The sequence below is a fragment of the Streptomyces sp. NPDC058470 genome, assembly GCF_042721055.1.
Classification (GTDB): Bacteria; Actinomycetota; Actinomycetes; order Streptomycetales; family Streptomycetaceae; genus Streptomyces.
On the sequence record NZ_JBHXMF010000004.1, the window covers coordinates 54,686 to 75,579 of the forward strand.

The window sequence follows — 20,894 nt, forward strand, 5'->3', positions numbered from 1 at the left end:
CCGATGGCCGGAAAGGTGTTCTTCAGCGTGACGATGTCGCTGGACGGGTTCATCGCGCCCGAGGAGCGCAAGGACGACCCGGATGCGCAACGTTGGATGGCGCGGTGGGCGGAGCTGCAGCAGTGGGCATTCCCGCAGCGGTTCTTCCGGGAGAACCTGAAGCTCGGCGAGGGCGGCGAGGAAGGGCGCGACAACGACATCGCGCGGGAGACGTTCGAGCGCACGGGCGCGAGCGTGATGGGCAAGCGTATGTACGACCTCGGCGAGCCGGCGTGGCCGGAGGAGGCGCCGTTCCACACGCCCGTCTTCGTCGTCACGCACGAGAAGCGTGACCCCTGGGAGCGGCCGGGTGGAACCACCTTCCACTTCGTCAACGACGGCATCGAGACCGCGCTCGACCAGGCCCGTGAGGCCGCCGGCGACCGGGACGTCCGCATCGCGGGCGGCGGCGCAACGATCCTGGAGTACGTGAACGCCGGCATGGTCGACGAGTTCTCGCTCACGCTCTCGCCCGTGCTGTTCGGCTCCGGAACCCGCCTGTTCGAGGGCGTGGACGCAGACCGCGTTGCCCTGGAGCCGGTCCGCGCGGAGCCGACCCGGCGGGTGACCCACCTGACCTACGCGGTTCGGGAGCGGTAGCACATCCGATCAGGCCAGTCCGAGTAGTCCAAGCGACTTGCCCAGCCCGGCTCTCCGTGGATGCGCCACCGGAGAGAGGGCGCGTCCGACCAGGTAAACGTGCTGGTCAGACCCTGTAATTGAGGCCGTGGCGGGAATCGAACCCACGTAACTCGCTTTGCAGGCGAGTCCCTAAACCACTCGGGCACACGGCCGTACTCAGGTGCGGCACGGCTCACTCGTTCCGAACCTGATGGGTTGACCGTAAGCGGGGGCGGGGGCGGGGCTCAAGGGGTGGGCGGGCGTTGCAACGGGACTGCCATGTGCCGTTCACGAACGGGTGGGCGGGAGCGTCGGACGTCTCGTGGGTGGTGGTCGTACGACGAAAGGCTCAGTCGATCACGGTCTTCGGACAGGGGTCATGGAGGGGGATGCCCCTTACGCTGACGGGCATGACCGGTCTGGACGCACGCGATGCCGCAACGGTTCCGGCGGAGGCCGATGCCTCCTCCGCCGCCGCCGACGGTGTGCTGGGCAGGGAGTATCGGGCGCTCACTGTCGGGATCGTCTCCGTCGTGCTGCTGATCGCGTTCGAGGCGACGGCGGTCGGGACGGCCATGCCGGTCGCGGCACGGGAGCTGGACGGGGTGTCCTTGTACGCCTTCGCGTTCTCGGGGTACTTCACGACGAGCCTGTTCGGGATGGTGCTCGCCGGGCAGTGGTCGGACCGGGACGGGCCGCTGGCTTCGTTGACCGCGGGGATAGCCGCCTTCGCCGCCGGGCTGTTGCTGTGCGGCACCGCGGGGGCCATGTGGCTGTTCATCCTCGGGCGGGCGGTGCAGGGGTTCGGCGGCGGACTGGTGATCGTCGCGCTGTACGTGGTCGTGGGGCGGGCCTACCCGGAGCGGCTGCGGCCGTCGATCATGGCGGCGTTCGCGGCGAGTTGGGTGATCCCGTCCGTGGTGGGGCCGCTCGCCGCGGGCGCGGTCACCGAACACCTCGGCTGGCGTTGGGTGTTCATCGGGATACCCGTCCTGGTCGTCCTGCCGCTGGCTCTCGCGCTGCCTCAGATCCGGCGGCGGACGTCGAGCCCGGAAGGACCCCGGGAGAAGAAGGGGCGTGCGCCCTTCGACCGGCGGCGTATCCGGCTCGCGCTCGGTATCTCCTGCGGTGCCGGGATCCTCCAGTACGCCGCCCAGGATCTGACCTGGTTCTCGCTCGTCCCCGCCGCGGTGGGCGCCGCGCTGCTCGGCCCCGCCGTTCTCGGGCTGCTGCCCCGCGGCACCTACCGGGCGGCGCGCGGACTGCCGTCCGTGGTGCTGCTGCGCGGGGTCGTGGCCGGCTCCTTCATCGCCGCCGAGTCCTTCGTCCCGCTCATGCTGGTCACCCAGCGGGGGCTGTCGCCGACGCTCGCCGGGTTCTCGCTCGCGGCGGGCGGCGGTACCTGGGCGCTGGGGTCCTACATCCAGTCGAGGCCGCGCGTGGAGCCGTACCGGGAGCGGCTGATGTTCCTCGGCATGGTGCTGGTCGCGGCCGCGATCGCCACCGCGCCGAGCGTCCTGATCCACGCCGTGCCCGTGTGGATCGTCGCCGTCGCCTGGGGGTTCGGCTGCCTCGGGATGGGGCTGGTGATCGCCTCGACCAGCGTGCTGCTGCTCCATCTCTCGGCGCCCGCGGAGGCCGGCACCAACTCCGCCTCCCTCCAGATCTCCGACGGCCTGGCCAACGTGCTGCTGCTCGCCGCGGGCGGCGCCGCCTTCGCCGCGCTGGGCGGCGGCACGGTGAGCCACACGGCCACCTCGACGTCCGGCTCCCATCCGGCGGCCTTCGCGGCGGTGTTCCTGCCGATGGCGGGGGTGGCGTTGGTGGGGGCGTGGGTCACTACGCGGGTGCGGGAGCGGTGATCGTAAACCCGGTCGAAACCGGCTGGCTCGTGCCCTACGTTCTTCGCATGGAACTTCGCCTCCACCCCGCCCTGGAGAGGGCCCTCGCCGACCTCGCCGACGCGCAGGACCGTCTGCCCGAGGAGGTCGCGCGGGAAGCCGTACGCAGGTATCTGCGGGACGAGGGCGCGGTCGTCCGCTCGCTCGCCACACGGCTGGCGGCCGAGCACGCCGAGTTGCTGCGGAGGTTGGGCGAATGACCCGCCACCTCACCGTCGCCGAAGTGACGGACCTCGCCGAGGTCGCCTTCGGCGGGCGGGTGCCCGAGATGCGCGAGCCCGGGCTGCTGGCCTCGGCCGTGCACCTCGCCGCGAACGGGGTCGATCTCGCGGACTGCGACCAGGACATGGCGTACGACCTGGTCATCGACGTGGCCTCCAGCCGCGAGAGTGACATCGGTGTGATCGCGGGGCGACTGCGCGCTCTGTGACCTGAGTCCCATCCGCCGGTGACCCGGTGTCGTCCGCGCGTTGACGCGTCCGGGTCGCCGGTAGGGTGGCCCGGTTGTCATATGTAGCCGAGCCGCTCGACCCCACACACGGAGACCGTGACTACCACCGCCGCCAGCGCCGCTGCCTCGTCCCACCACCTCTCACCCGCCTTTCCCGGCCGCGCCCCCTGGGGCACCGCCGGCAAGCTGCGTGCCTGGCAGCAGGGGGCGATGGAGAGGTACGTCCAGGAGCAGCCACGCGACTTCCTGGCCGTCGCCACGCCCGGCGCGGGCAAGACCACGTTCGCGCTGACCCTCGCGTCCTGGCTGCTGCACCACCATGTCGTGCAGCAGGTGACGGTGGTCGCGCCGACCGAGCATCTGAAGAAGCAGTGGGCGGAGGCGGCCGCGCGGATAGGGATCAAGCTGGATCCCGAGTACAGCGCGGGGCCGCTCAGCAAGGAGTACCAGGGCGTCGCCGTGACGTACGCCGGAGTCGGTGTGCGGCCCATGCTGCACAGGAACCGGGTGGAGCAGCGCAAGACCCTCGTCATCCTCGACGAGATCCACCACGCCGGTGACTCCAAGTCGTGGGGCGAGGCGTGCCTGGAGGCGTTCGAGCCCGCCACCCGGCGCCTCGCGCTCACCGGTACGCCGTTCCGGTCCGACACCAACCCCATCCCCTTCGTCGCGTACGAGGAGGGGAACGACGGGATTCGGCGGTCCTCGGCCGACTACACGTACGGGTACGGGGCCGCTCTCGGTGACGGGGTCGTCCGGCCCGTCATCTTCCTCTCCTACAGCGGCAACATGCGGTGGCGGACCAAGGCGGGCGACGAGATCGCCGCCAAGCTCGGCGAACCCATGACCAAGGACGCCATCTCGCAGGCCTGGCGCACCGCCCTCGACCCGCGCGGCGAGTGGATGCCGAGCGTGCTGCGCGCCGCCGACCAGCGACTGACGGAGGTCAGGAAGGGCATTCCGGACGCGGGTGCTCTGGTCATCGCCTCCGACCAGGAGTCGGCCCGCGCCTACGCCAAGCTCATCCGCGACATCACCGGGACCAAGGCCACCCTCGTCCTGTCCGACGACACCGGCGCCTCGAACCGTATCGACGAGTTCAGCCACAGCGAGGACCGGTGGATGGTCGCCGTGCGCATGGTGTCCGAGGGCGTCGACGTGCCGCGGCTCGCCGTCGGCGTGTACGCCACCACCATCTCCACGCCCCTCTTCTTCGCCCAGGCCGTCGGCCGCTTCGTGCGCTCCCGGCGCCGCGGCGAGACCGCCTCCGTCTTCCTCCCGACCATTCCCAACCTCCTTGGTTTCGCAAGCGAGATGGAGGTCGAGCGCGACCACGTCCTCGACAAGCCCAAGAAGGAGGGCGAGGAGGACCCGTACGCCGACTCCGAGAAGGAGATGGAGGAGGCGAACCGCGAGGAGGACGAGGACACCGGGGAGCAGGAGCAGTTCTCCTTCGAGGCGCTGGAGTCCGAGGCCGTCTTCGACCGGGTGCTGTACGACGGCGCCGAGTTCGGCATGCAGGCCCACCCGGGGAGTGCGGAGGAGCAGGACTACCTGGGGATTCCCGGGCTGCTCGAACCCGACCAGGTGCAGTTGCTGCTGCAGAAGCGGCAGGCGCGGCAGATCGCGCACAGTCGCAAGAAGCCCGACGAGGACGCCGATCTCCTCGAACTGCCCGCCGAGCGGCGGCCCGTCGTCTCCCACAAGGAGATGCTGGAACTCCGCAAGCAGCTCAACACCATGGTCGGCGCGTACGTCCACCAGAGCGGCAAGCCGCACGGGGTGATCCACACCGAGCTGCGGCGTGTGTGCGGGGGGCCGCCGAGCGCGGAGGCGACGGCGGGGCAGCTGCGGCAGCGGATCGCCAAGGTGCAGGAGTGGGCCACGCGAATGCGGTGACGCCGGGCGCTGTGCCTGGGCGGCGTCGGTGGGGGTGCCCGGCGGTTGTGCCCGGCCGTTGCGCCTGGGCGGCGTCGGTGGGGGTGCCCGGCCGTCGTGCCCGGTTGTCGTGCCTGGGCAGGGCGTGTGGACCGGTGTGTGCGTGGGGCGGGTTTTCGCTGGCCCGGCGTGCACCGTGGCGTGTGCGCTGTGTGTAGGGGTGGTGTACGCCGAGTGGCGAGCGCCGTGCGAATCAGGGCAAACGAAGTGAGTCCGGGCCGGCCGGTGCCCGGATTCTGGACGGAGCCTTCCGCTGAGCGAACCGGCTCGCTACTGTCCCGCTACGCACACGCCCCGTGGCAGCGCAGCCGCGGAGCGCAGCCGTGAAGCGACTCCGCCCGGGAGCACCGGGTCGCCAGCCGACCGGCGGCCTCTGAAGCGCGTCGCCGACGGGACTCGGTGCCGCGACCGCCGCGAGGGGGCCGTCGACCTCACCACTAAGGAGTGGGCGTCGTGACCGCGGAGACCTCTCAGACGCTCGACCGGGGACTGCGCGTCCTCAAGCTGCTCGCCGACACGGATCACGGGCTGACCGTCACCGAACTCTCGAACAAACTGGGCGTCAACCGGACCGTTGTGTACCGGTTGCTCGCCACCTTGGAGCAGCACGCTCTCGTACGCCGTGATCTGGGCGGCCGTGCCCGGGTCGGGCTCGGGGTGCTGCGGCTCGGCCGGCAGGTGCATCCGCTGGTACGGGAGGCGGCGCTGCCCGCGTTGCGCTCGCTCGCGGAGGACATCGGGGCGACGGCTCATCTCACGCTGGTCGACGGGAGCGAGGCGCTTGCGGTCGCGGTCGTCGAGCCCACGTGGACGGACTATCACGTCGCCTATCGCGCCGGGTTCCGGCATCCGCTGGACCGGGGGGCCGCGGGGCGGGCGATTCTCGCTGCGCGGCAGGCGCCGGTGGGGGAGTGCGGGTTCACGCTGACGCATGGGGAGTTGGAGGCGGGGGCCAGTGGGGCCGCGGCTCCGCTGGTCGGTGTGACCGGGGTCGAGGGGAGCGTGGGTGTGGTGATGCTTGCGGATGCGGTGCCGGAGCGGGTGGGGCCGCGGGTGTTGGACGCGGCTCGGGAAGTGGCGGATGCGTTGCGCTGAGCGCGGGCTGGTGGGGGCGAGGCTTGGGCCTGGCCGGGCGGGTGCCCGGGGTGGGGGCTGAGGTCGGGGTGGGTCGCGTGGCCCGGCGCTGTACGGGGTGCCGCTGTGCCCACCCGTGCCGCCCCTGGCGGCACGCATGCCCGCAGCTGGGACGTTTACAGGCTCACGTTAGATTGACCTCGTGCTCTCTCGTCTCACGCGCCCCAAGGCCGTTGCTGTCTGTGCTGTTCCCGTTGTGGCTCTGCTGGCGGTGGCGGTGTTCGCGCCGCTGCCGTTCTCGCTGACGCAGCCGGGGATGACGGCGAATGTCCTCGGGGAGAACAAGGGGGACTCGGTGATCACGATCACGGGCGCGGCCACCCGCAAGACGAGCGGGCAGCTTCGGATGACGACGATCGAGGCGACGGGACCGGACGCGAGCGTCCACCTCGGGGACGTACTCGATGCCTGGTTCCGTACGGACAAGGCCGTGATGCCGCGTGACTCGGTCTACCCCAGCGGCGACAGTGTCAAGGAGATCGAGCAGCACAACGCGGACCAGATGAAGGAGTCGCAGGACACGGCCTCCGAGGCGGCGCTCTCGTACCTGGGCGAGAAGGACGACGTCAAGGTCACCCTCAGGCTCGCCGACGTCGGCGGCCCCAGCGCCGGACTGCTCTTCTCGCTCGGCATCGTCGACAAGCTGGACGGCGACGGCAGCGGCGGCGACCTCACCGGCGGACGCACCATCGCGGGTACGGGGACGATCGACGCCGACGGCAGTGTCGGCGCGGTCGGTGGCGTCGCCCTCAAGACGCAGGCCGCCCGGCGCGACGGCGCGACGGTCTTCCTGGTCCCGAAGGCGGAGTGCTCGGACGCCAAGGCGGAACTGCCCAAGGGGCTGCGCCTGGTTCCGGTGACCACCCTCAAGGGAGCGGTGGAGTCCCTGGTGGCCCTTGAGAAGGGGACCGGCTCGGTACCGAGCTGCTGAACACACCGGGTGTCAGCCCCCGCCACAAACCCCTCCCCCTTCACTGAAGTTCACCCCACTTCACCCCACTTCACCCCATGTCACCCCGGTCCTCGGTCACTGCTCGATCGCGGCTTGCTCCACCAGCGGGATGATCCGCAGCGGAACGGGGTTCTCCATGACGATCGCCGTGGAGGCCCGGACGATGCCATCGAAACCGACAACCCGGTCGATCACCCGCTGGAGATCGGCGTTCGAGCGGGCGACGAGCCGGCACAGCATGTCGCCGCCGCCCGTGGTCGTGTGCAGCTCCAGCACCTCGGGCACGGTCGTCAAGTGGGCTCGTACGTCCGTGCCTTGCCCCTGCCTGATCTGCAGGGTCGCGAACGCCGTGACCGGGTATCCCAGCGCGGCCGGATCCACCTGCGGCCCGAACCCCCGGATGACTCCATGCGATTGGAGCCGGTCGAGCCGCGCCTGCACGGTGCCGCGCGCGACGCCGAGCCGTCGGGACATCTCCAGGACGCCGATGCGCGGTTCCTCGGCGAGCAGCACGATGAGCGCGCCGTCCAGATGATCGATCGCCATGGGGTCCTCCGAGGTGGTCACCTTGTACATACCGCCCGCTGAAACGGGCGATCGTATGAGCATAGTGTCCAGCGAATACTCAAACCATTGCGCACCTTGCCAAGCAGGGGGAGTCTGCGAACATGAGCCAGACCACAGAGCACCGCACTCCCGACACCGCCCGGCAGGCAGATCCCTTCCCGGTGAAGGGAATGGACGCGGTCGTCTTCGCCGTCGGCAACGCCAAGCAGGCCGCGCACTACTACTCCACCGCCTTCGGCATGCGCCTGGTCGCCTACTCCGGACCGGAGAACGGCAGCCGCGAGACCGCCTCGTACGTCCTCACCAACGGCTCGGCACGCTTCGTCCTCACCTCCGTGATCAAGCCCGTCACCACCTGGGGCCACTTCCTCGCCGAGCACGTGGCCGAGCACGGCGACGGCGTCGTCGACCTCGCCATCGAGGTCCCGGACACCCGGGCCGCGTACGCGTACGCCGTCGAGCACGGCGCCCGCTCCGTCGCCGAGCCGTACGAGGTGAAGGACGAGCACGGCACGGTCGTACTCGCCGCGATCGCGACGTACGGCGAGACCCGGCACACCCTGGTCGAGCGCTCGGGCTACGACGGCCCCTACCTCCCCGGCTTCACCGCCGCGGCGCCGATCGTCGAGCCGCCTGCCCACCGCACCTTCCAGGCCGTCGACCACTGCGTCGGCAACGTCGAACTCGGCCGTATGAACGAGTGGGTCGGCTTCTACAACAAGGTCATGGGCTTCACGAACATGAAGGAGTTCGTGGGCGACGACATCGCGACCGAGTACAGCGCGCTGATGTCCAAGGTCGTCGCGGACGGCACGCTCAAGGTCAAGTTCCCGATCAACGAGCCCGCCATCGCCAAGAAGAAGTCCCAGATCGACGAGTACCTGGAGTTCTACGGCGGCGCGGGCGTCCAGCACATCGCGCTGAACTCGGGCGACATCGTGGAGACGGTACGCACCATGCGCGCGGCCGGGGTTCAGTTCCTCGACACCCCGGACTCCTACTACGACACCCTCGGCGAGTGGGTCGGCGACACCCGCGTCCCCGTCGACACCCTGCGCGAACTGAAGATCCTCGCCGACCGCGACGAGGACGGCTATCTGCTGCAGATCTTCACCAAGCCGGTCCAGGACCGCCCGACCGTCTTCTTCGAGATCATCGAACGGCACGGCTCGATGGGCTTCGGCAAGGGCAACTTCAAGGCGCTGTTCGAGGCGATCGAGCGGGAGCAGGAGAGGCGGGGGAACCTGTAGCGGGCGCGGCCCGCGAGGGCTCCGCCGAGGATTCCTCCGCCGGCTCACCCGGCACGTCCTGCGCCGGGGGCTCACCCAGCTCCTCCAACGCCGCCTCCGCCTGCGGGGCGAGCTGGAGCGAGAAGTACGGGTTGATGCGCAGGGCCTCGGCGAGGTGGCGGCGGGCCGGCCCGTACCGCTCCAGGGTGCGTTCGATCTGGCCGCGGTGGTAGGCGTACAGCGCACTGCGTACGCCGCCGCCGTGCTCCCTGTCCATGGCCCTGGTGGCGAACTTCAGGGCCTCCTCGTGCTCCCCGGCCCGGTGCAGCGCCCAGCCCAGCGCGTCCGCGACGGCGATCCCGGGGTGCTGCTTCCACTCCTCGCGCAGCAGCGCCACGGCAGTCGCGGTGTCGCCGTGGTCCGCCTCGAAGAGCCCGAGGACCAGCTCGTCGTCCACGCCCCAGGCGGCCTCCTGCCGCACCCGCTCCCGCAGCAGGTCGTACTGGACGCGTGCGGCCCCCTGGAGGCCGAGCTTCTCGTACAACTCGCCCAGCTCCAGCGCGTACCGCGGCTCGGGCCGCTTGGCGAGCGCCGTCTGGTACGCCCGCAGCGCCTCCGACGTGCGCCCCAGCGCGGCCAGCGCGCGCCCCTGCCCGGCGTGCGCCCCGTACTCGTCCGGGTCGGTGCGCAGCGCGCGCTCGTAGTAGGCCAGCGACTGCTCGCGGTCGCCGCGTTCCCAGGCCAGTTCGCCGGCCTGCTGGAGGAACGCCGCCTGCTCGGCGGGGGTCGCCGCGCGCGTCGCGGCCACGGCGACGGCGGCCGCCGCGTCCTCGCGCCAGCCGCGGTCCCAGTAGACCCGCGCGGCCCGCGCCAGCACCGTCGGCCCGGAGCGCAGCTCCAGCAGCTTGTCGAGGGCCTTGCGGGTGGCCTTGTAATCGCCGAGGCCGTTGTACGCGTCGATCAGCAGCGGATACGTCGTCCAGCGCTTCGGCGACAGCTTCACGGCCGCCTCGCCCCACTTCTTCCCCTCCCGGAAGTCACCGCGGGCGTTGGCGAGTGCCGCGAGGCCGTCGAACGCCTCCGCGTTCCCCCTCGGCCGGGTCCTCAGCGACGTACGCAGCGCCTCCTCCGCCTTCGGGTAGTAGGCGGGTGTCGCGGTCCGCCGCGCCTGCTCCACGTAGGCCGCACCGAGCACGGCCCACGACCGGTCGTCGCCCGGATGGGCCCGCAGATACGCCTCGCGGTCGCCGATGAGCGCCGCCAGATCGGGCAGCGCGGCGGGCACCCCGGAGCCCACCGCCGTCTGCGCCCGCGCCACCGGACCCGGAGCGGGCGGCGCCGGGTCCCGCCCCGCCGAGGGCAGCAGGAACAGCAACGCGCCGAGTACGACACCTCCGGCGACGGCGCCGATCAGCGCGCGCTTGACGAAAGGGGAGAAACGGGACCCGGGAGGCTCGGAATCCTGAGGCCGCGCTGTCGCCGGTCGCTGCTCTTCGATCTCCATGGCGCTCACTGTGCGTCAGTACGAAGACCACATCACGGCAGGCGTCGGTTGCCGCAGACGGGGTTCACACCGATGGCCCCGGGTGCGAGGCTGTGATCATGAGCCGTATCGAAGCCCCGCGTGACGAGGTGACCGGCAACCTCGTGGACCGTCTCCTCGCCGGCCTGCCGACCGAAGCCGTCCTCATCGACCCGGACGTCACGGCCTCATACGCGAACGACATGGCGAGCTTCTGCGAGGCGGGCACCCCCGCAGTCGTCGTCCTGCCCCGCACCGTCGAGCAGGTCCAGCACGTCATGCGTATCGCCACCGAGCTGCGCGTCCCGGTCGTCCCGCAGGGCGCCCGCACCGGCCTGTCCGGCGCCGCCAACGCCTCGGACGGCTGCATCGTGCTGTCCCTGGTGAAGATGGACCGGATCCTGGAGATCAACCCGGTCGACCGGATCGCGGTCGTCGAGCCAGGCGTCATCAACGCGACCCTCTCGCGCGCCGTCAACGAACACGGCCTGTGCTACCCGCCGGACCCCTCCAGCTGGGAGATGTGCACGATCGGCGGCAACATCGGCACCGCGTCGGGCGGCCTGTGCTGCGTCAAGTACGGGGTGACCGCCGAGTACGTCCTCGGGCTGGACGTCGTCCTGGCCGACGGGCGGCTCATGACCACCGGCCGCCGCACGGCGAAGGGTGTCGCCGGGTACGACCTCACCCGCCTCTTCGTGGGCTCCGAGGGCTCGCTCGGCATCGTCGTACGGGCGACTCTTGCGCTGAAGCCGCAGCCGCCCGGGCAGCTCGTGCTGGCCGCCGAGTTCCCTTCGGCGCGGGCCGCGTGCGACGCCGTGGTCAAGGTGATGGAGGGCGGTCACGTGCCGTCCCTCCTCGAACTGATGGACCGTACGACGGTGAAAGCCGTCAACGAACTTGCCCACATGGGCCTCCCGGAGACCACCGAGGCCCTCCTCCTCGCCGCCTTCGACACCCACGACCCGGCCGCCAACCTCGCCGCGGTCGGCGCCCTGTGCGAGGCCGCGGGCGCCACCCAGGTCGTACCGGCCGAGGACGCGGCCGAGTCCGAACTGCTGCTCCAGGCACGGCGGCTGGCGCTCGTCGCGCTCGAAGCGGTCAAGGGCACCACGATGATCGACGACGTGTGCGTGCCGCGTTCCCGGCTCGGCGACATGCTCGAAGGCATCGAGCGCGTGGCCGACAAGTACGCCCTGACCATCGGGGTCTGCGCGCACGCCGGCGACGGCAACACCCACCCCACCGTCTGCTTCGACGCCTCCGACCCCGAGGAGTCCCGGCGCGCCCGCGAGTCCTTCGACGAGATCATGGCCCTCGGCCTGGAACTCGGCGGCACGATCACCGGCGAGCACGGCGTGGGCGTCCTGAAGAAGGAGTGGCTGGCGCGCGAGATCGGCCCGGTGGGCGTCGAGATGCAGCGTGCGATCAAGGCGGCGTTCGACCCGCTGGGGCTCCTCAACCCCGGCAAGCTCTTCTGACGTACCTCTTTGCGGCTAAACCGCCCCGCTCTCGCGGACATGGCCGATCGCCGTTGTGGTTCCTCAATTGATGGTTGCGGTCGCTCACTCTCCTCCGTCCGTCGATTCGTCCGACGGCCAGGGATCCCGCAGCCAAAGGTCGTCGGCCGGAGTCGGGGCAAGCAGCTCGGCGAGGCCGTCGTCGATGCCGAGCTGCTCCGCCTCAGAGCCCGGGGGGACCGCCCGGAGGGTGCGTTCCAGCCAGGCGGACACCTGCGCGGCGGGCGCTTCGAGCAGCGCGTCGCCGTCGGGCGAACTCAGTGCCATCAGCACGACACCGCGGCCCGCGACCTTCGTCGGCCACACCCGCACATCGCCGTGCCCGCACGGCCGGAACACCCCCTCGACGAGCAGTTCGCGGGCGAAGGTCCAGCTGACCGGATGGTCGGAGCCGACGTGGAAGGTGATGTGGACGGCGTACGGATCGTCGGTGCGGTAGCTGAGCCGAGCCGGGACAGGGATGCTGCGCTCGGGCGACAGGACGAGTTTGAGCTCCAGTTCGCGTTCCACCACGGTGTGCATGTCGATGCGTTTCCCTTCTCGTAAGAGGCCCTGTGGGCGGGCCCGTACGAGTGGAGAGCGCGTGCGGGCGGAATCATTACGCGGGTTCCGAGAAGTTTTCTCGCCCTGTCTCCGGACGTAGCGGATCCATGCACGAACGGGGTGGGTACGGCGGGAGCGGCAGTGGCGGGTGCGTCGGTCTGATAGATGTGGATCCCCCAAAAAGCCCCCGAGCAGATACGGGACGACGGACATGAGCGCCCCAACCCCGGCACCCGGTGACGACAGGCCCCGCGAAGGGTATTACCCGGATCCCTCCATTCCTGGATATGTCCGGTATTGGAACGGTGCCGCCTGGGTACCGGGTACGAGCCGTCCGGCACCGTCCGACGGCGTACCTCCCGGCACGCCTGCGGCGTCCGTGCCCGCGCAGGGTCAGGCGCCGGGTCAGGCCTCGGCTCTCGCCGAGGAGACCGGGCCGTACTTCTTCGACGAGGATCCGCAACAGTCCGGCGCTGCCCGGCAGGTGAGCCCGGCCGACGCCCAGCACGGCAGCCGTCCCGAGCCCGCGGCCGCGTGGGGCGCCGACCGCTCCCAGCAGTCCGGGTTCGGCCGCGGCCAGGACCGCCGGGTGTCCTGGGGCGCGCCCCAGGGAACCGCCGACCCGCGCGTGCCCCGGGCCTCGGGACCGGCCGACCCGATCGTCCAGCCCGACGGCCGGTCCTCCCGCACGGACGGCACGGCGACGATCCCACCCGCGGACTCGGGCAGCCCCCAGCACCCGGCGTCCGGCGGCAGCGTGGTGTTCCGGCGCCCGAGCGGACCGGTGCGGCCCGCGGGGGCGGAGGGTCCGTCCGGCACCGGACCCGGCGCCGAGGACCTCCCCTCCGAGGGCACCATGACCTTCCGTCCGGTCTCCCCGCGCACGGCGCCGGAGCAGGGGAGCTCGGGCTCGGCAGCCCCCACGGCGGGTGGCGGCTTCGGAGCCGGCCAGGCCGCCGCCGCCCAGGCGGCCCAAGCCGCGGCCGCCCAGCCCGCTCCCGCCGCCGCGCAGAACCCCGCCGTCCCCCAGCAGGCGGGCGGCACCCCCACGACGTCCGGCATCGGCGGCGGACAGCCCTCCTGGGCCCAGCAGGTGCACCGGCTCGCGGGTGAGGAGGGGCAGCCTGTCGCGCCGTGGAAGCCGCCGGTCGAGGACATCTTCACGGCGGCCGCGCGCAGGCAGTCGGCGACGCGTCCCGCGGGCCTGGGCAGGCGGCTGGCCGCCCGGCTCGTGGACACCGTCGTGCTCGCCGGTGTCACCGCCGTGGCCGCCGTACCGCTGGGCACCAAGGCGATCGACCATGTCGACGAGAAGGTCGACGCGGCCAAGCTCTCCGGCGAGACCGTCACGGTCTGGCTGCTCGACGGCACGACCACCGTCTACCTAGGGATCGTCCTCGCCGTCCTCCTCCTCTTCGGCGTCCTCTACGACGCGCTGCCCACCGCCAGATGGGGCCGCACCCTCGGCAAGAAGCTGTGCGGCATCGCGGTGTGCGACATCGAGGGCCATGAGCCCCCGTCCTTCGGCTCGGCGCTGCGCCGCTGGCTCGTCTACGCCGTCACGGGCGTCCTCGGGGTCGGCGTCCTCGGAGTCCTGTGGTGCCTGTTCGACAAGCCGTGGCGCCAGTGCTGGCACGACAAGGCGGCCCACACCTTCGTGGCGGCGCGGTCGTAAGGCGCGCCGCCGCAGAGGGCGTACACGGCCACGGCTCATCGGCGTACCTGATCCGGTAGCCCGGACGGCCGCTCGCCGGATGCGGAGCCGGAGGGTTCGCGGTCCACTCGGGCCATGAGCAGCGAACCGCCGCCTCCAGGCTCCGGCCGGTCACCGGACGACGACCCGTTCAAGAAGCAGCCCCCGCCCGACGAGGGCGGCGGCTCCCCGTACGACCCCCCGTACGGCAGCCAACCCCCGCCGCCCGGCGACCAGCCGCCGCCGCCCCCCTTTGGCGGAGGCGGTGATCCCTACGGCGCGGGCGGCCCCTACGGCGGCGATCCGCTCGCCGGCATGCCGCCACTCGCGGACAGCGGCAAGCGGGTCCTTGCGCGGATCATCGACATGATCATCGTGGGCATCGTGGTGTGGCTGCTGTCGTGGGCGTTCGGGGTCACCGAGTACAACACGGACAAGATCGACACCGGCAAGTCCTTCGGGCAGTCGCTCGTCGCCGCCGTGCTCTACATCGGCTACGACACCGTCATGATCAGCCGCACCGGGCAGACCCTCGGCAAGCGGCTGTTCAAGCAGCGGGTGGCCAACCTCGACAACGGCGCCACGCCCTCCGTGCAGACCACGCTGATCCGCTCGCTGGTCCTGTGGATCCCGTTCGCGTTCTGCTGCGCGTGCATCTGGACCGCGATCGCGGGCGGTTGGAGCTTCTTCGACAAGCCCTACAAGCAGGGCCTGCACGACAAGGCGGCCAAGACGGTGGTGGTCAGCACCGGTTGACCCTTCGACCGGCAGGGCGGTGGGGGAGCGGCAAAGAAAACCGGCGGATCCGTGAGACACGGGTCCGCCGGTTCGCGTATGCGGTGACGCTCTACGGGTTCCCGGGTTCCCGGGTTCCCGGTTCGCGGGATTACGGGTTCGCCGGCTCCCGTACGGGCTCGGAGGCCACGGATGCGGCCACGGACGCGGTCTCGCGCTGCGCGGGGACGCGCTTCGCCGGCACGGGCACGACGGGCACCTGCACGGTGCGCGCGGGCTTCGGCAGCGGAACCGTCATGGCGACGAGGAGCCCGAGAACGAGTGCCGAGAGGGTGATCGCCACGATCCCCACGCCCGAACTCGTCTGAGACAGCAGCAGCATGGCGAGGGTGGAGAGGATCACGGTGCAGGAACCGTAGGCGAGCTGTGCGGCGGTCGGACGAGGCATGGCAGTCGTTCGAGGCATGGCAATCGTTTCCTCGGGTGGACGTGCTCCCCCCGGGTGCCTCTCGCGATGGGGGAGGGGGCGGATGAAGCATTGAGGGTGAGCCGGTGAATCGGGGGCCGACAACGGTGTCGACTTGGCAATCCATCGAAATTCCGACGTGCCGCCAAACGACTCTATTCGCCTGCATGCCCGAGTGGAACGGCCGGTAAGCGTGACCTAACCCACGGTGCCGGAGCACAGGGGGCGCACGGAGTCATCACGTCCAGGAAGTGGACGGCCGGGCGCGCCCGTTGAGCGGTGTGGTGGCCCTCCGGTAGAGCGAGCGGATGGCGAACGGCTGCTCCACATAGTGCAGTTGCCAGGTTCAAGTCAAGATCTGTCTTTTCTTTGGTAACTCCGATCCAATGTCGTCACTTGACACGCGTACACGCGCGCGGACCCCATGACCTGGACCCCCTCCATCCGCGCGGGCGCGAGGGAGGACATCAAGTGACCAGCAGATCATGGACGTTCAGAGGGGCGGCGGTGGGCGTTGCCCTCGCCGCTGCCACTGCCACGTTCTCGACGTTCGCCGTGGCGCAGGCCGGCGCCGGTGCGTCGGCCCCGACGGTGGACCGCCGTGACCCGGCAGCGCCCGCCGCGAGCGACACCGAGCACGACCTCAAGGGCCCGTTCACGGACAGCGAGGCAGCTCAGCGCGAAGAGGCCCTTCAGCAGGTCATATCCGGCGAGGCCACGGCGCAGGAGCGCAACGGCTCGCAGGTGGTACAGCTCAGCAAGGGCAAGTACGTCGAGCTCGCCCGCGAGAAGACCGACAAGATCTTCACCATCCTGGTCGAGTTCGGCGATCAGGTCGACCCCCGCTACGGCGGCACGGTCGGTCCGCTGCACAACGCGATAGCCGAGCCTGACCCCACCAAGGACAACAGCACGGCCTGGCAGGCGGACTACAGCCAGGAGCACTTCAACGAGCTCTACTTCGGCACCGGTAAGGGTGTCGACTCGATGAAGACGTACTACGAAAAGCAGTCGTCCGGCCGTTACTCGGTCGACGGTGAGGTCTCGGACTGGGTCAAGGTCCCCTACAACGAGGCCCGTTACGGCTCCAACGACGCGAACACCGGCGCCTGGTACGCGGTGCAGGACGGCGTCACCGCCTGGGTCGCGGCGCAGGAGGCAGCAGGCGCGACCGACGCGGAGATCAAGGCCCAGCTGGCCGAGTACGACCAGTGGGACCGCTACGACTTCGACGGCGACGGCAACTTCAACGAGCCCGACGGCTACATCGACCACTTCCAGATCGTGCACGCCGGTGAGGACGAGTCCGCCGGCGGCGGCGCCCAGGGCGCGGACGCCATCTGGGCGCACCGCTGGTACGCGTTCGGCACCGACACCGGTGCCACCGGACCCGAGGGCAACAAGCTCGGCGGCGCCGCGATCGGCGACACCGGCATCTGGGTCGGCGACTACACCATCCAGCCGGAGAACGGCGGACTCGGCGTCTTCGCCCACGAGTACGGCCACGACCTCGGTCTGCCGGACCACTACGACACCAGCGGCGGCGAGAACTCCACCGGCTTCTGGACGCTGATGTCGTCCGGTTCCTGGCTCGGCACCGGTGAGGGCGAGATCGGCAACCTGCCCGGCGACATGACCGCCTGGGACAAGCTGCAGCTCGGCTGGCTCAACTACGACACGGCGAAGGCCGCGACGAAGTCGAAGCACACCCTGGGCGTCGCCGAGTACAACACCAAGAACGCGCAGGCGCTCGTGGTCGAGCTGCCCGAGAAGACGGTCACCAACGAGATCGTCGAGCCGGCGCAGGGCGCGACCCAGTGGTGGAGCGGCAGCGGCGACGACCTCTCCAACACGCTGACCCGTTCGGTCGACCTGACGGGCAAGTCGGCGGCCACGCTGACCCTCGACGGCTGGTGGGACATCGAGGCCGGCTTCGACTACCTCTACACCGAGGTGTCCACCAACGGCGGCGCCAGCTGGACGGCCATCGACGGCACCGCGAACGGCGCGGCCATCAGCCGTGACGGCAGCGGCAAGCCGGCGCTCGATGGCACCACCGAGGCGTACACGAAGCTGTCGTACCCGCTGGACGCCTACGCGGGCCAGAACATCGGCCTGCGCTTCCGCTACGCGACCGACGGCGGCGTGGCCCAGAAGGGCTTCGCGGCCGACTCGATCTCCGTGACGGCGGACGGCGTTGCCCTCTTCTCGGACAACGCGGAGACCGCGGACGCGGCTTGGACCGTGGACGGCTTCTCCCGTGTCGGCGCGGCCATCACGGACGACTACGCGCAGTACTACATCGCCGAGAACCGTCAGTACGTGTCGTACGACAAGACCCTCAAGGTCGGCCCGTACAACTTCGGCTTCGCGTCCCGTCCGGACTGGGTGGAGCACTTCCCGTACCAGAACGGCCTGTTGATCTGGAAGTGGGACACCTCCCAGCAGGACAACAACACCAGCCAGCACCCCGGTACCGGTCTGGTGCTGCCGGTTGACGCCCACCCGGCCGCGCTGAAGTGGTCGGACGGCACGCTGATGCGCAGCCGTATCCAGTCCTACGACTCGCCCTTCAGCCTGTACCGCACCGACGGCCTCACGCTGCACAAGGCGGACGTCGTGACCAAGATCCCGTCGAAGAAGGGCGTATCGGTCTTCAACGACCGCACCAACACCTACTACGACACGAGCACCCCGCTCGCCGGGGTCAAGATCACTGACACCAACACGAAGATCACGATCGTCAAGGAGGCCTCGAACGGCTCCACGATCTCGCTCCAGGTCGCCCCTGCGGTGAAGTAAGCGTCATTTCCCCAGGTCAGAGCATGATCGGCCGTGACCCCCTGGCGGGTCGCGGCCGATCGTGTTTAGGTGCGTCCTGTGATTCCCTTATTGACACCGGACCGCACGGGGGTGTGACTTTTCATGGCCGCAGGAGGTTTCTGCAAGCTGCCGAACGGCAGCGTGGTGGTGGCGCTGAACCTGCCCAGCCCGTCCGGCGCCTACGGATCGGCCGGCGGCGTGCGCGTGCTCGTACTGGCCCGGAACCGGGCCCGCGCGCTGACGAGGCTGCGCAATCTGGGGATGCGTGCGGTGTACCTGCGGGGCAACGCCCAGCCGCCCACCCCGGACGAGATCACCGCGGTCCTGCACCATCCCGACGGCCTGATATGGCGCACGGCGCCGCTCCCTGACAACGGTGTCGCCGTCACCGCGAACATCGGCCCGGAGCGCGTCCAGGAGCTCTGGCACCCGATCCGGGCGCTGATGCGCAGACCCACGGCGCCCCAAGGTCTGTAGGGCCCGTCTGGCGACGACGGGAATTGTCAGACAGGCCCCAGGGGCTCCCTGCGGGCCCTGGGCGGGTCAGACCACCGGCTTGCCGGTCAGCTCCACGCCCGCGGCCCGCAGCTCCTCCAGCGCACGGTTCGTGGTCTCCTCGGCCACGCCGGCCGTCAGGTCGAGCAGCACCTGCGTACGGAAGCCCTCGCGGGCGGCGTCCAGGGCGGTGGCGCGTACGCAGTGGTCGGTGGCGATGCCCACCACGTCCACCTCGTCGATCTCCCGGGCCCGCAGCCAGTCCGCCAGCGTCACGCCGTTCTCGTCGGCGCCCTCGAAGCCGCTGTAGGCCGCCGCGTACGCGCCCTTGTCGAAGACGGCGTCGATCGCGCCGGAGGCGACGACCGGGGCGAAGTTCGGGTGGAAGCCGACGCCCTCGGTGCCGGCCACGCAGTGCGCGGGCCAGGAGTGGACGTAGTCGGGGTTGTCGGCGAAGTGGCCACCGGGGGCGATGTGGTGGTCGCGGGTCGCCACGACATGGCGGTAGCCGGCGGGCGCCTGCCCGATCAGCTCCGTGACGGCGGCGGCCACGTCGGCGCCCCCGGCCACCGCGAGACTGCCCCCCTCGCAGAAGTCGTTCTGCACGTCTACGACGATCAAGGCGCGGCGCATGGTCGGTGTCCTTCGGCTCGGCGGGCGATCGGTGGCGTCGGTAAAGGGCGTCGGTAAAGGGGGCCCGGCCTGTGGGTTACCGAGCCTAGAGACTTCGAGTGCACTCCGGGAGGGGGCATTCGGCTGCCGCGCCGTGCCTCAGGGGGTGTGGAGGGGGCGCTTGTGCGGTGTGCAGGGGGCGTGGCCGTTGCATTCCCGCTCACCGGTTGTTCATGCGCCCGCCCCATGGCCGTACGGGGTACGTCAGACGTACTCCGTCGGGATGACCGCCTCCCCGCGCGAGAGCTGGGTCGCCGACAGCGGCAGGTTGGCGCGGGCCGCCGCATGCCGGTCCCGTACGACGTCCAGGGGCTCGCGGGCGATGACCTGACCGCCCTTGACCAGCTCGACCAGGAGCTGGCTGTCGGCCAGCTCGGCGGGCACCGGACCGACACCGATCACCTCGGCGTCGGCGATCCCGTGCTCGTCCAGGCGCCGCGCGGCCCACTTGCGCCCGCCGATGGACGTCTTGCCGCCGGTGGACTTCTTGGCCACCGCCTCCAGCGGATCCTTCGGGTCCGCCGACTCGGCGCGGGCGACCAGCTTGTAGACCATGGAGCAGGTCGGATGGCCGGATCCCGTCACCAGCTGGGTGCCGACGCCGTACGCGTCCACGGGCGCCGCCGCCAGCGAGGCGATCGCGTACTCGTCCAGGTCGGAGGTCACGATGATCCGCGTGGCGGTCGCGCCGAGCTCGTCCAGCTGCTGGCGGACCCGGTGCGCGACGAGGAGAAGGTCCCCGGAGTCGATGCGGACGGCGCCCAGCTCGGGCCCGGCCACCTCGACGGCCAGCCGGACCGCCTCCGCGACGTCGTAGGTGTCCACGAGCAGCGTGGTGCCCCGGCCCAGCGAGGTCACCTGGGCCTGGAAGGCGTCCCGCTCGTGGTCGTGGAGCAGGGTGAAGGCGTGCGCCGACGTCCCCACGGTCGGGATGCCGTAGCGGAAACCGGCGGCCAGGTCGGAGGTGGTCGTGAAGCCACCGACGTACGCGGCCCGTGCGGCGGCCACGGCGGCCAGCTCGTGGGTGCGCCGGGCGCCCATCTCGATCAGCGGACGCCCGCCCGCCGCCGAGGCCATCCGGGAGGCGGCGGCCGCGATCGCCGAGTCGTGGTTGAGGATCGAGAGGATCACGGTCTCCAGGAGCACGCACTCCGCGAACGAGCCCTCGACCCGCAGGACCGGCGAGCCCGGGAAGTACACCTCGCCCTCCGGGTAGCCCCAGATGTCGCCGCCGAAGCGGTAGCCGGCGAGCCAGTTCAGGGTCGGCTCGTCCACGATCTTGCGCTCACGCAGAAAGCCGAGGACGTCCGCGTCGAAGCGGAAGTTCTCGACGGCGTCGAGAACGCGTCCGGTCCCAGCCACCACTCCGTAGCGCCGCCCCTCGGGCAGCCTCCGGGTGAAGACCTCGAAGACGGAGCGCCGCTCGGCCGTCCCCGCCGCCAGGGCGGCCTGCAGCATCGTCAGCTCGTACTGGTCGGTGAAGAGCGCCGTAGAGGGGACGTCCACCGGCAGCCCAAGGTCCGCTGTGTTCATAGGACCGGATCGTACCCCCATCTCGTCACTCTGACGATTTGTGGGTCCGGGTTTGTGGGA

At 70.7% G+C, this 20,894-nt stretch carries 19 protein-coding genes and 1 tRNA gene; 13 read left to right on the forward strand and 7 right to left on the reverse strand.

Translation table 11 applies throughout. The annotated features are described in order from the left end of the window. The first annotated feature begins 3 nt into the window (after positions 1-3). Complete coding sequence (locus ACFWP7_RS03975; RefSeq protein ID WP_384375574.1) at positions 4-639, forward strand: dihydrofolate reductase family protein; 636 nt, start codon at positions 4-6, stop codon at positions 637-639. Positions 640-761: 122 nt separating this feature from the next. Here ACFWP7_RS03975 and ACFWP7_RS03980 read toward each other — a convergent pair. After that, a tRNA-Cys gene (locus ACFWP7_RS03980) sits at positions 762-833 on the reverse strand. Positions 834-1,070: 237 nt separating this feature from the next. On the opposite strand from ACFWP7_RS03980, the gene ACFWP7_RS03985 reads away from it, so the two are divergent. The 6 genes from ACFWP7_RS03985 (at position 1,071) to ACFWP7_RS04010 (ending at position 7,015) form a co-directional block, all read left to right on the forward strand. Further along, positions 1,071-2,522, forward strand: a complete 1,452-nt coding sequence (locus ACFWP7_RS03985; RefSeq protein ID WP_384375575.1) for an MFS transporter — start codon at positions 1,071-1,073, stop codon at positions 2,520-2,522. A 47-nt stretch (positions 2,523-2,569) separates the two neighbouring features. Then, positions 2,570-2,761 (forward strand): hypothetical protein, encoded by a 192-nt coding sequence (locus tag ACFWP7_RS03990; RefSeq protein WP_384375578.1) that lies wholly within the window; start codon positions 2,570-2,572, stop codon positions 2,759-2,761. Further along, complete coding sequence (locus ACFWP7_RS03995) at positions 2,758-2,991, forward strand: hypothetical protein (protein ID WP_384375581.1); 234 nt, start codon at positions 2,758-2,760, stop codon at positions 2,989-2,991. Before ACFWP7_RS03990 ends, ACFWP7_RS03995 begins: the two co-directional genes overlap by 4 nt. Positions 2,992-3,108: 117 nt before the next feature. After that, positions 3,109-4,911 carry a DEAD/DEAH box helicase gene (locus tag ACFWP7_RS04000; protein WP_384375584.1) on the forward strand — a complete coding sequence of 601 codons (1,803 nt, stop codon included), beginning with the start codon at positions 3,109-3,111 and terminating at the stop codon, positions 4,909-4,911. Positions 4,912-5,403: 492 nt separating this feature from the next. After that, the gene (locus ACFWP7_RS04005; RefSeq protein ID WP_384375587.1) at positions 5,404-6,045 is read left to right on the forward strand and encodes an IclR family transcriptional regulator; all 642 of its coding nucleotides are present in this window, start codon (positions 5,404-5,406) and stop codon (positions 6,043-6,045) included. A 181-nt stretch (positions 6,046-6,226) separates the two neighbouring features. Beyond that, the gene (locus tag ACFWP7_RS04010; protein ID WP_384375590.1) at positions 6,227-7,015 is read left to right on the forward strand and encodes a S16 family serine protease; all 789 of its coding nucleotides are present in this window, start codon (positions 6,227-6,229) and stop codon (positions 7,013-7,015) included. Between the two features lie 96 nt (positions 7,016-7,111). Here ACFWP7_RS04010 and ACFWP7_RS04015 read toward each other — a convergent pair whose 3' ends face one another. After that, positions 7,112-7,582 carry an Lrp/AsnC family transcriptional regulator gene (locus ACFWP7_RS04015; RefSeq protein WP_384375593.1) on the reverse strand — a complete coding sequence of 157 codons (471 nt, stop codon included), beginning with the start codon at positions 7,580-7,582 and terminating at the stop codon, positions 7,112-7,114. A gap of 122 nt (positions 7,583-7,704) precedes the next feature. Between ACFWP7_RS04015 and hppD the strand changes: the two genes are divergently transcribed. Continuing rightward, positions 7,705-8,853 carry a 4-hydroxyphenylpyruvate dioxygenase gene (gene hppD, locus ACFWP7_RS04020; protein ID WP_384375596.1) on the forward strand — a complete coding sequence of 383 codons (1,149 nt, stop codon included), beginning with the start codon at positions 7,705-7,707 and terminating at the stop codon, positions 8,851-8,853. On the opposite strand, the gene ACFWP7_RS04025 is transcribed toward hppD, so the two are convergent. Continuing rightward, positions 8,798-10,336, reverse strand: a complete 1,539-nt coding sequence (locus ACFWP7_RS04025) for a tetratricopeptide repeat protein (protein ID WP_384375599.1) — start codon at positions 10,334-10,336, stop codon at positions 8,798-8,800. The two genes, hppD and ACFWP7_RS04025, sit on opposite strands and share 56 nt — an antisense overlap. Before the next feature lie 92 nt (positions 10,337-10,428). On the opposite strand from ACFWP7_RS04025, the gene ACFWP7_RS04030 reads away from it, so the two are divergent. After that, positions 10,429-11,835, forward strand: a complete 1,407-nt coding sequence (locus tag ACFWP7_RS04030; RefSeq protein WP_384375601.1) for an FAD-binding oxidoreductase — start codon at positions 10,429-10,431, stop codon at positions 11,833-11,835. Between the two features lie 84 nt (positions 11,836-11,919). Here ACFWP7_RS04030 and ACFWP7_RS04035 read toward each other — a convergent pair whose 3' ends face one another. Next, the gene (locus ACFWP7_RS04035; RefSeq protein ID WP_384375604.1) at positions 11,920-12,396 is read right to left on the reverse strand and encodes an SsgA family sporulation/cell division regulator; all 477 of its coding nucleotides are present in this window, start codon (positions 12,394-12,396) and stop codon (positions 11,920-11,922) included. A 232-nt stretch (positions 12,397-12,628) separates the two neighbouring features. On the opposite strand from ACFWP7_RS04035, the gene ACFWP7_RS04040 reads away from it, so the two are divergent. Next, positions 12,629-14,092 carry an RDD family protein gene (locus ACFWP7_RS04040; RefSeq protein ID WP_384375607.1) on the forward strand — a complete coding sequence of 488 codons (1,464 nt, stop codon included), beginning with the start codon at positions 12,629-12,631 and terminating at the stop codon, positions 14,090-14,092. A gap of 114 nt (positions 14,093-14,206) precedes the next feature. After that, positions 14,207-14,866 (forward strand): RDD family protein, encoded by a 660-nt coding sequence (locus ACFWP7_RS04045; protein WP_384375610.1) that lies wholly within the window; start codon positions 14,207-14,209, stop codon positions 14,864-14,866. A 130-nt stretch (positions 14,867-14,996) separates the two neighbouring features. Here the strand turns inward: ACFWP7_RS04045 and ACFWP7_RS04050 are convergent, their stop codons facing one another. Then, entirely contained in the window at positions 14,997-15,293 is a 297-nt protein-coding gene (locus tag ACFWP7_RS04050; protein ID WP_384376094.1) for a hypothetical protein, read from the reverse strand. Between the two features lie 489 nt (positions 15,294-15,782). Between ACFWP7_RS04050 and ACFWP7_RS04055 the strand changes: the two genes are divergently transcribed. Beyond that, positions 15,783-18,113: an immune inhibitor A domain-containing protein gene (locus tag ACFWP7_RS04055; protein WP_384375613.1), complete on the forward strand. Its 2,331-nt coding sequence runs from the start codon at positions 15,783-15,785 to the stop codon at positions 18,111-18,113. Between the two features lie 123 nt (positions 18,114-18,236). Further along, positions 18,237-18,611 (forward strand): hypothetical protein, encoded by a 375-nt coding sequence (locus ACFWP7_RS04060; protein WP_384375616.1) that lies wholly within the window; start codon positions 18,237-18,239, stop codon positions 18,609-18,611. A gap of 66 nt (positions 18,612-18,677) precedes the next feature. On the opposite strand, the gene ACFWP7_RS04065 is transcribed toward ACFWP7_RS04060, so the two are convergent. After that, entirely contained in the window at positions 18,678-19,262 is a 585-nt protein-coding gene (locus ACFWP7_RS04065; RefSeq protein ID WP_384375619.1) for an isochorismatase family protein, read from the reverse strand. 243 nt (positions 19,263-19,505) lie between these two features. Beyond that, the gene (locus ACFWP7_RS04070; protein WP_384375620.1) at positions 19,506-20,834 is read right to left on the reverse strand and encodes a nicotinate phosphoribosyltransferase; all 1,329 of its coding nucleotides are present in this window, start codon (positions 20,832-20,834) and stop codon (positions 19,506-19,508) included. Positions 20,835-20,894 lie beyond the last annotated feature (60 nt).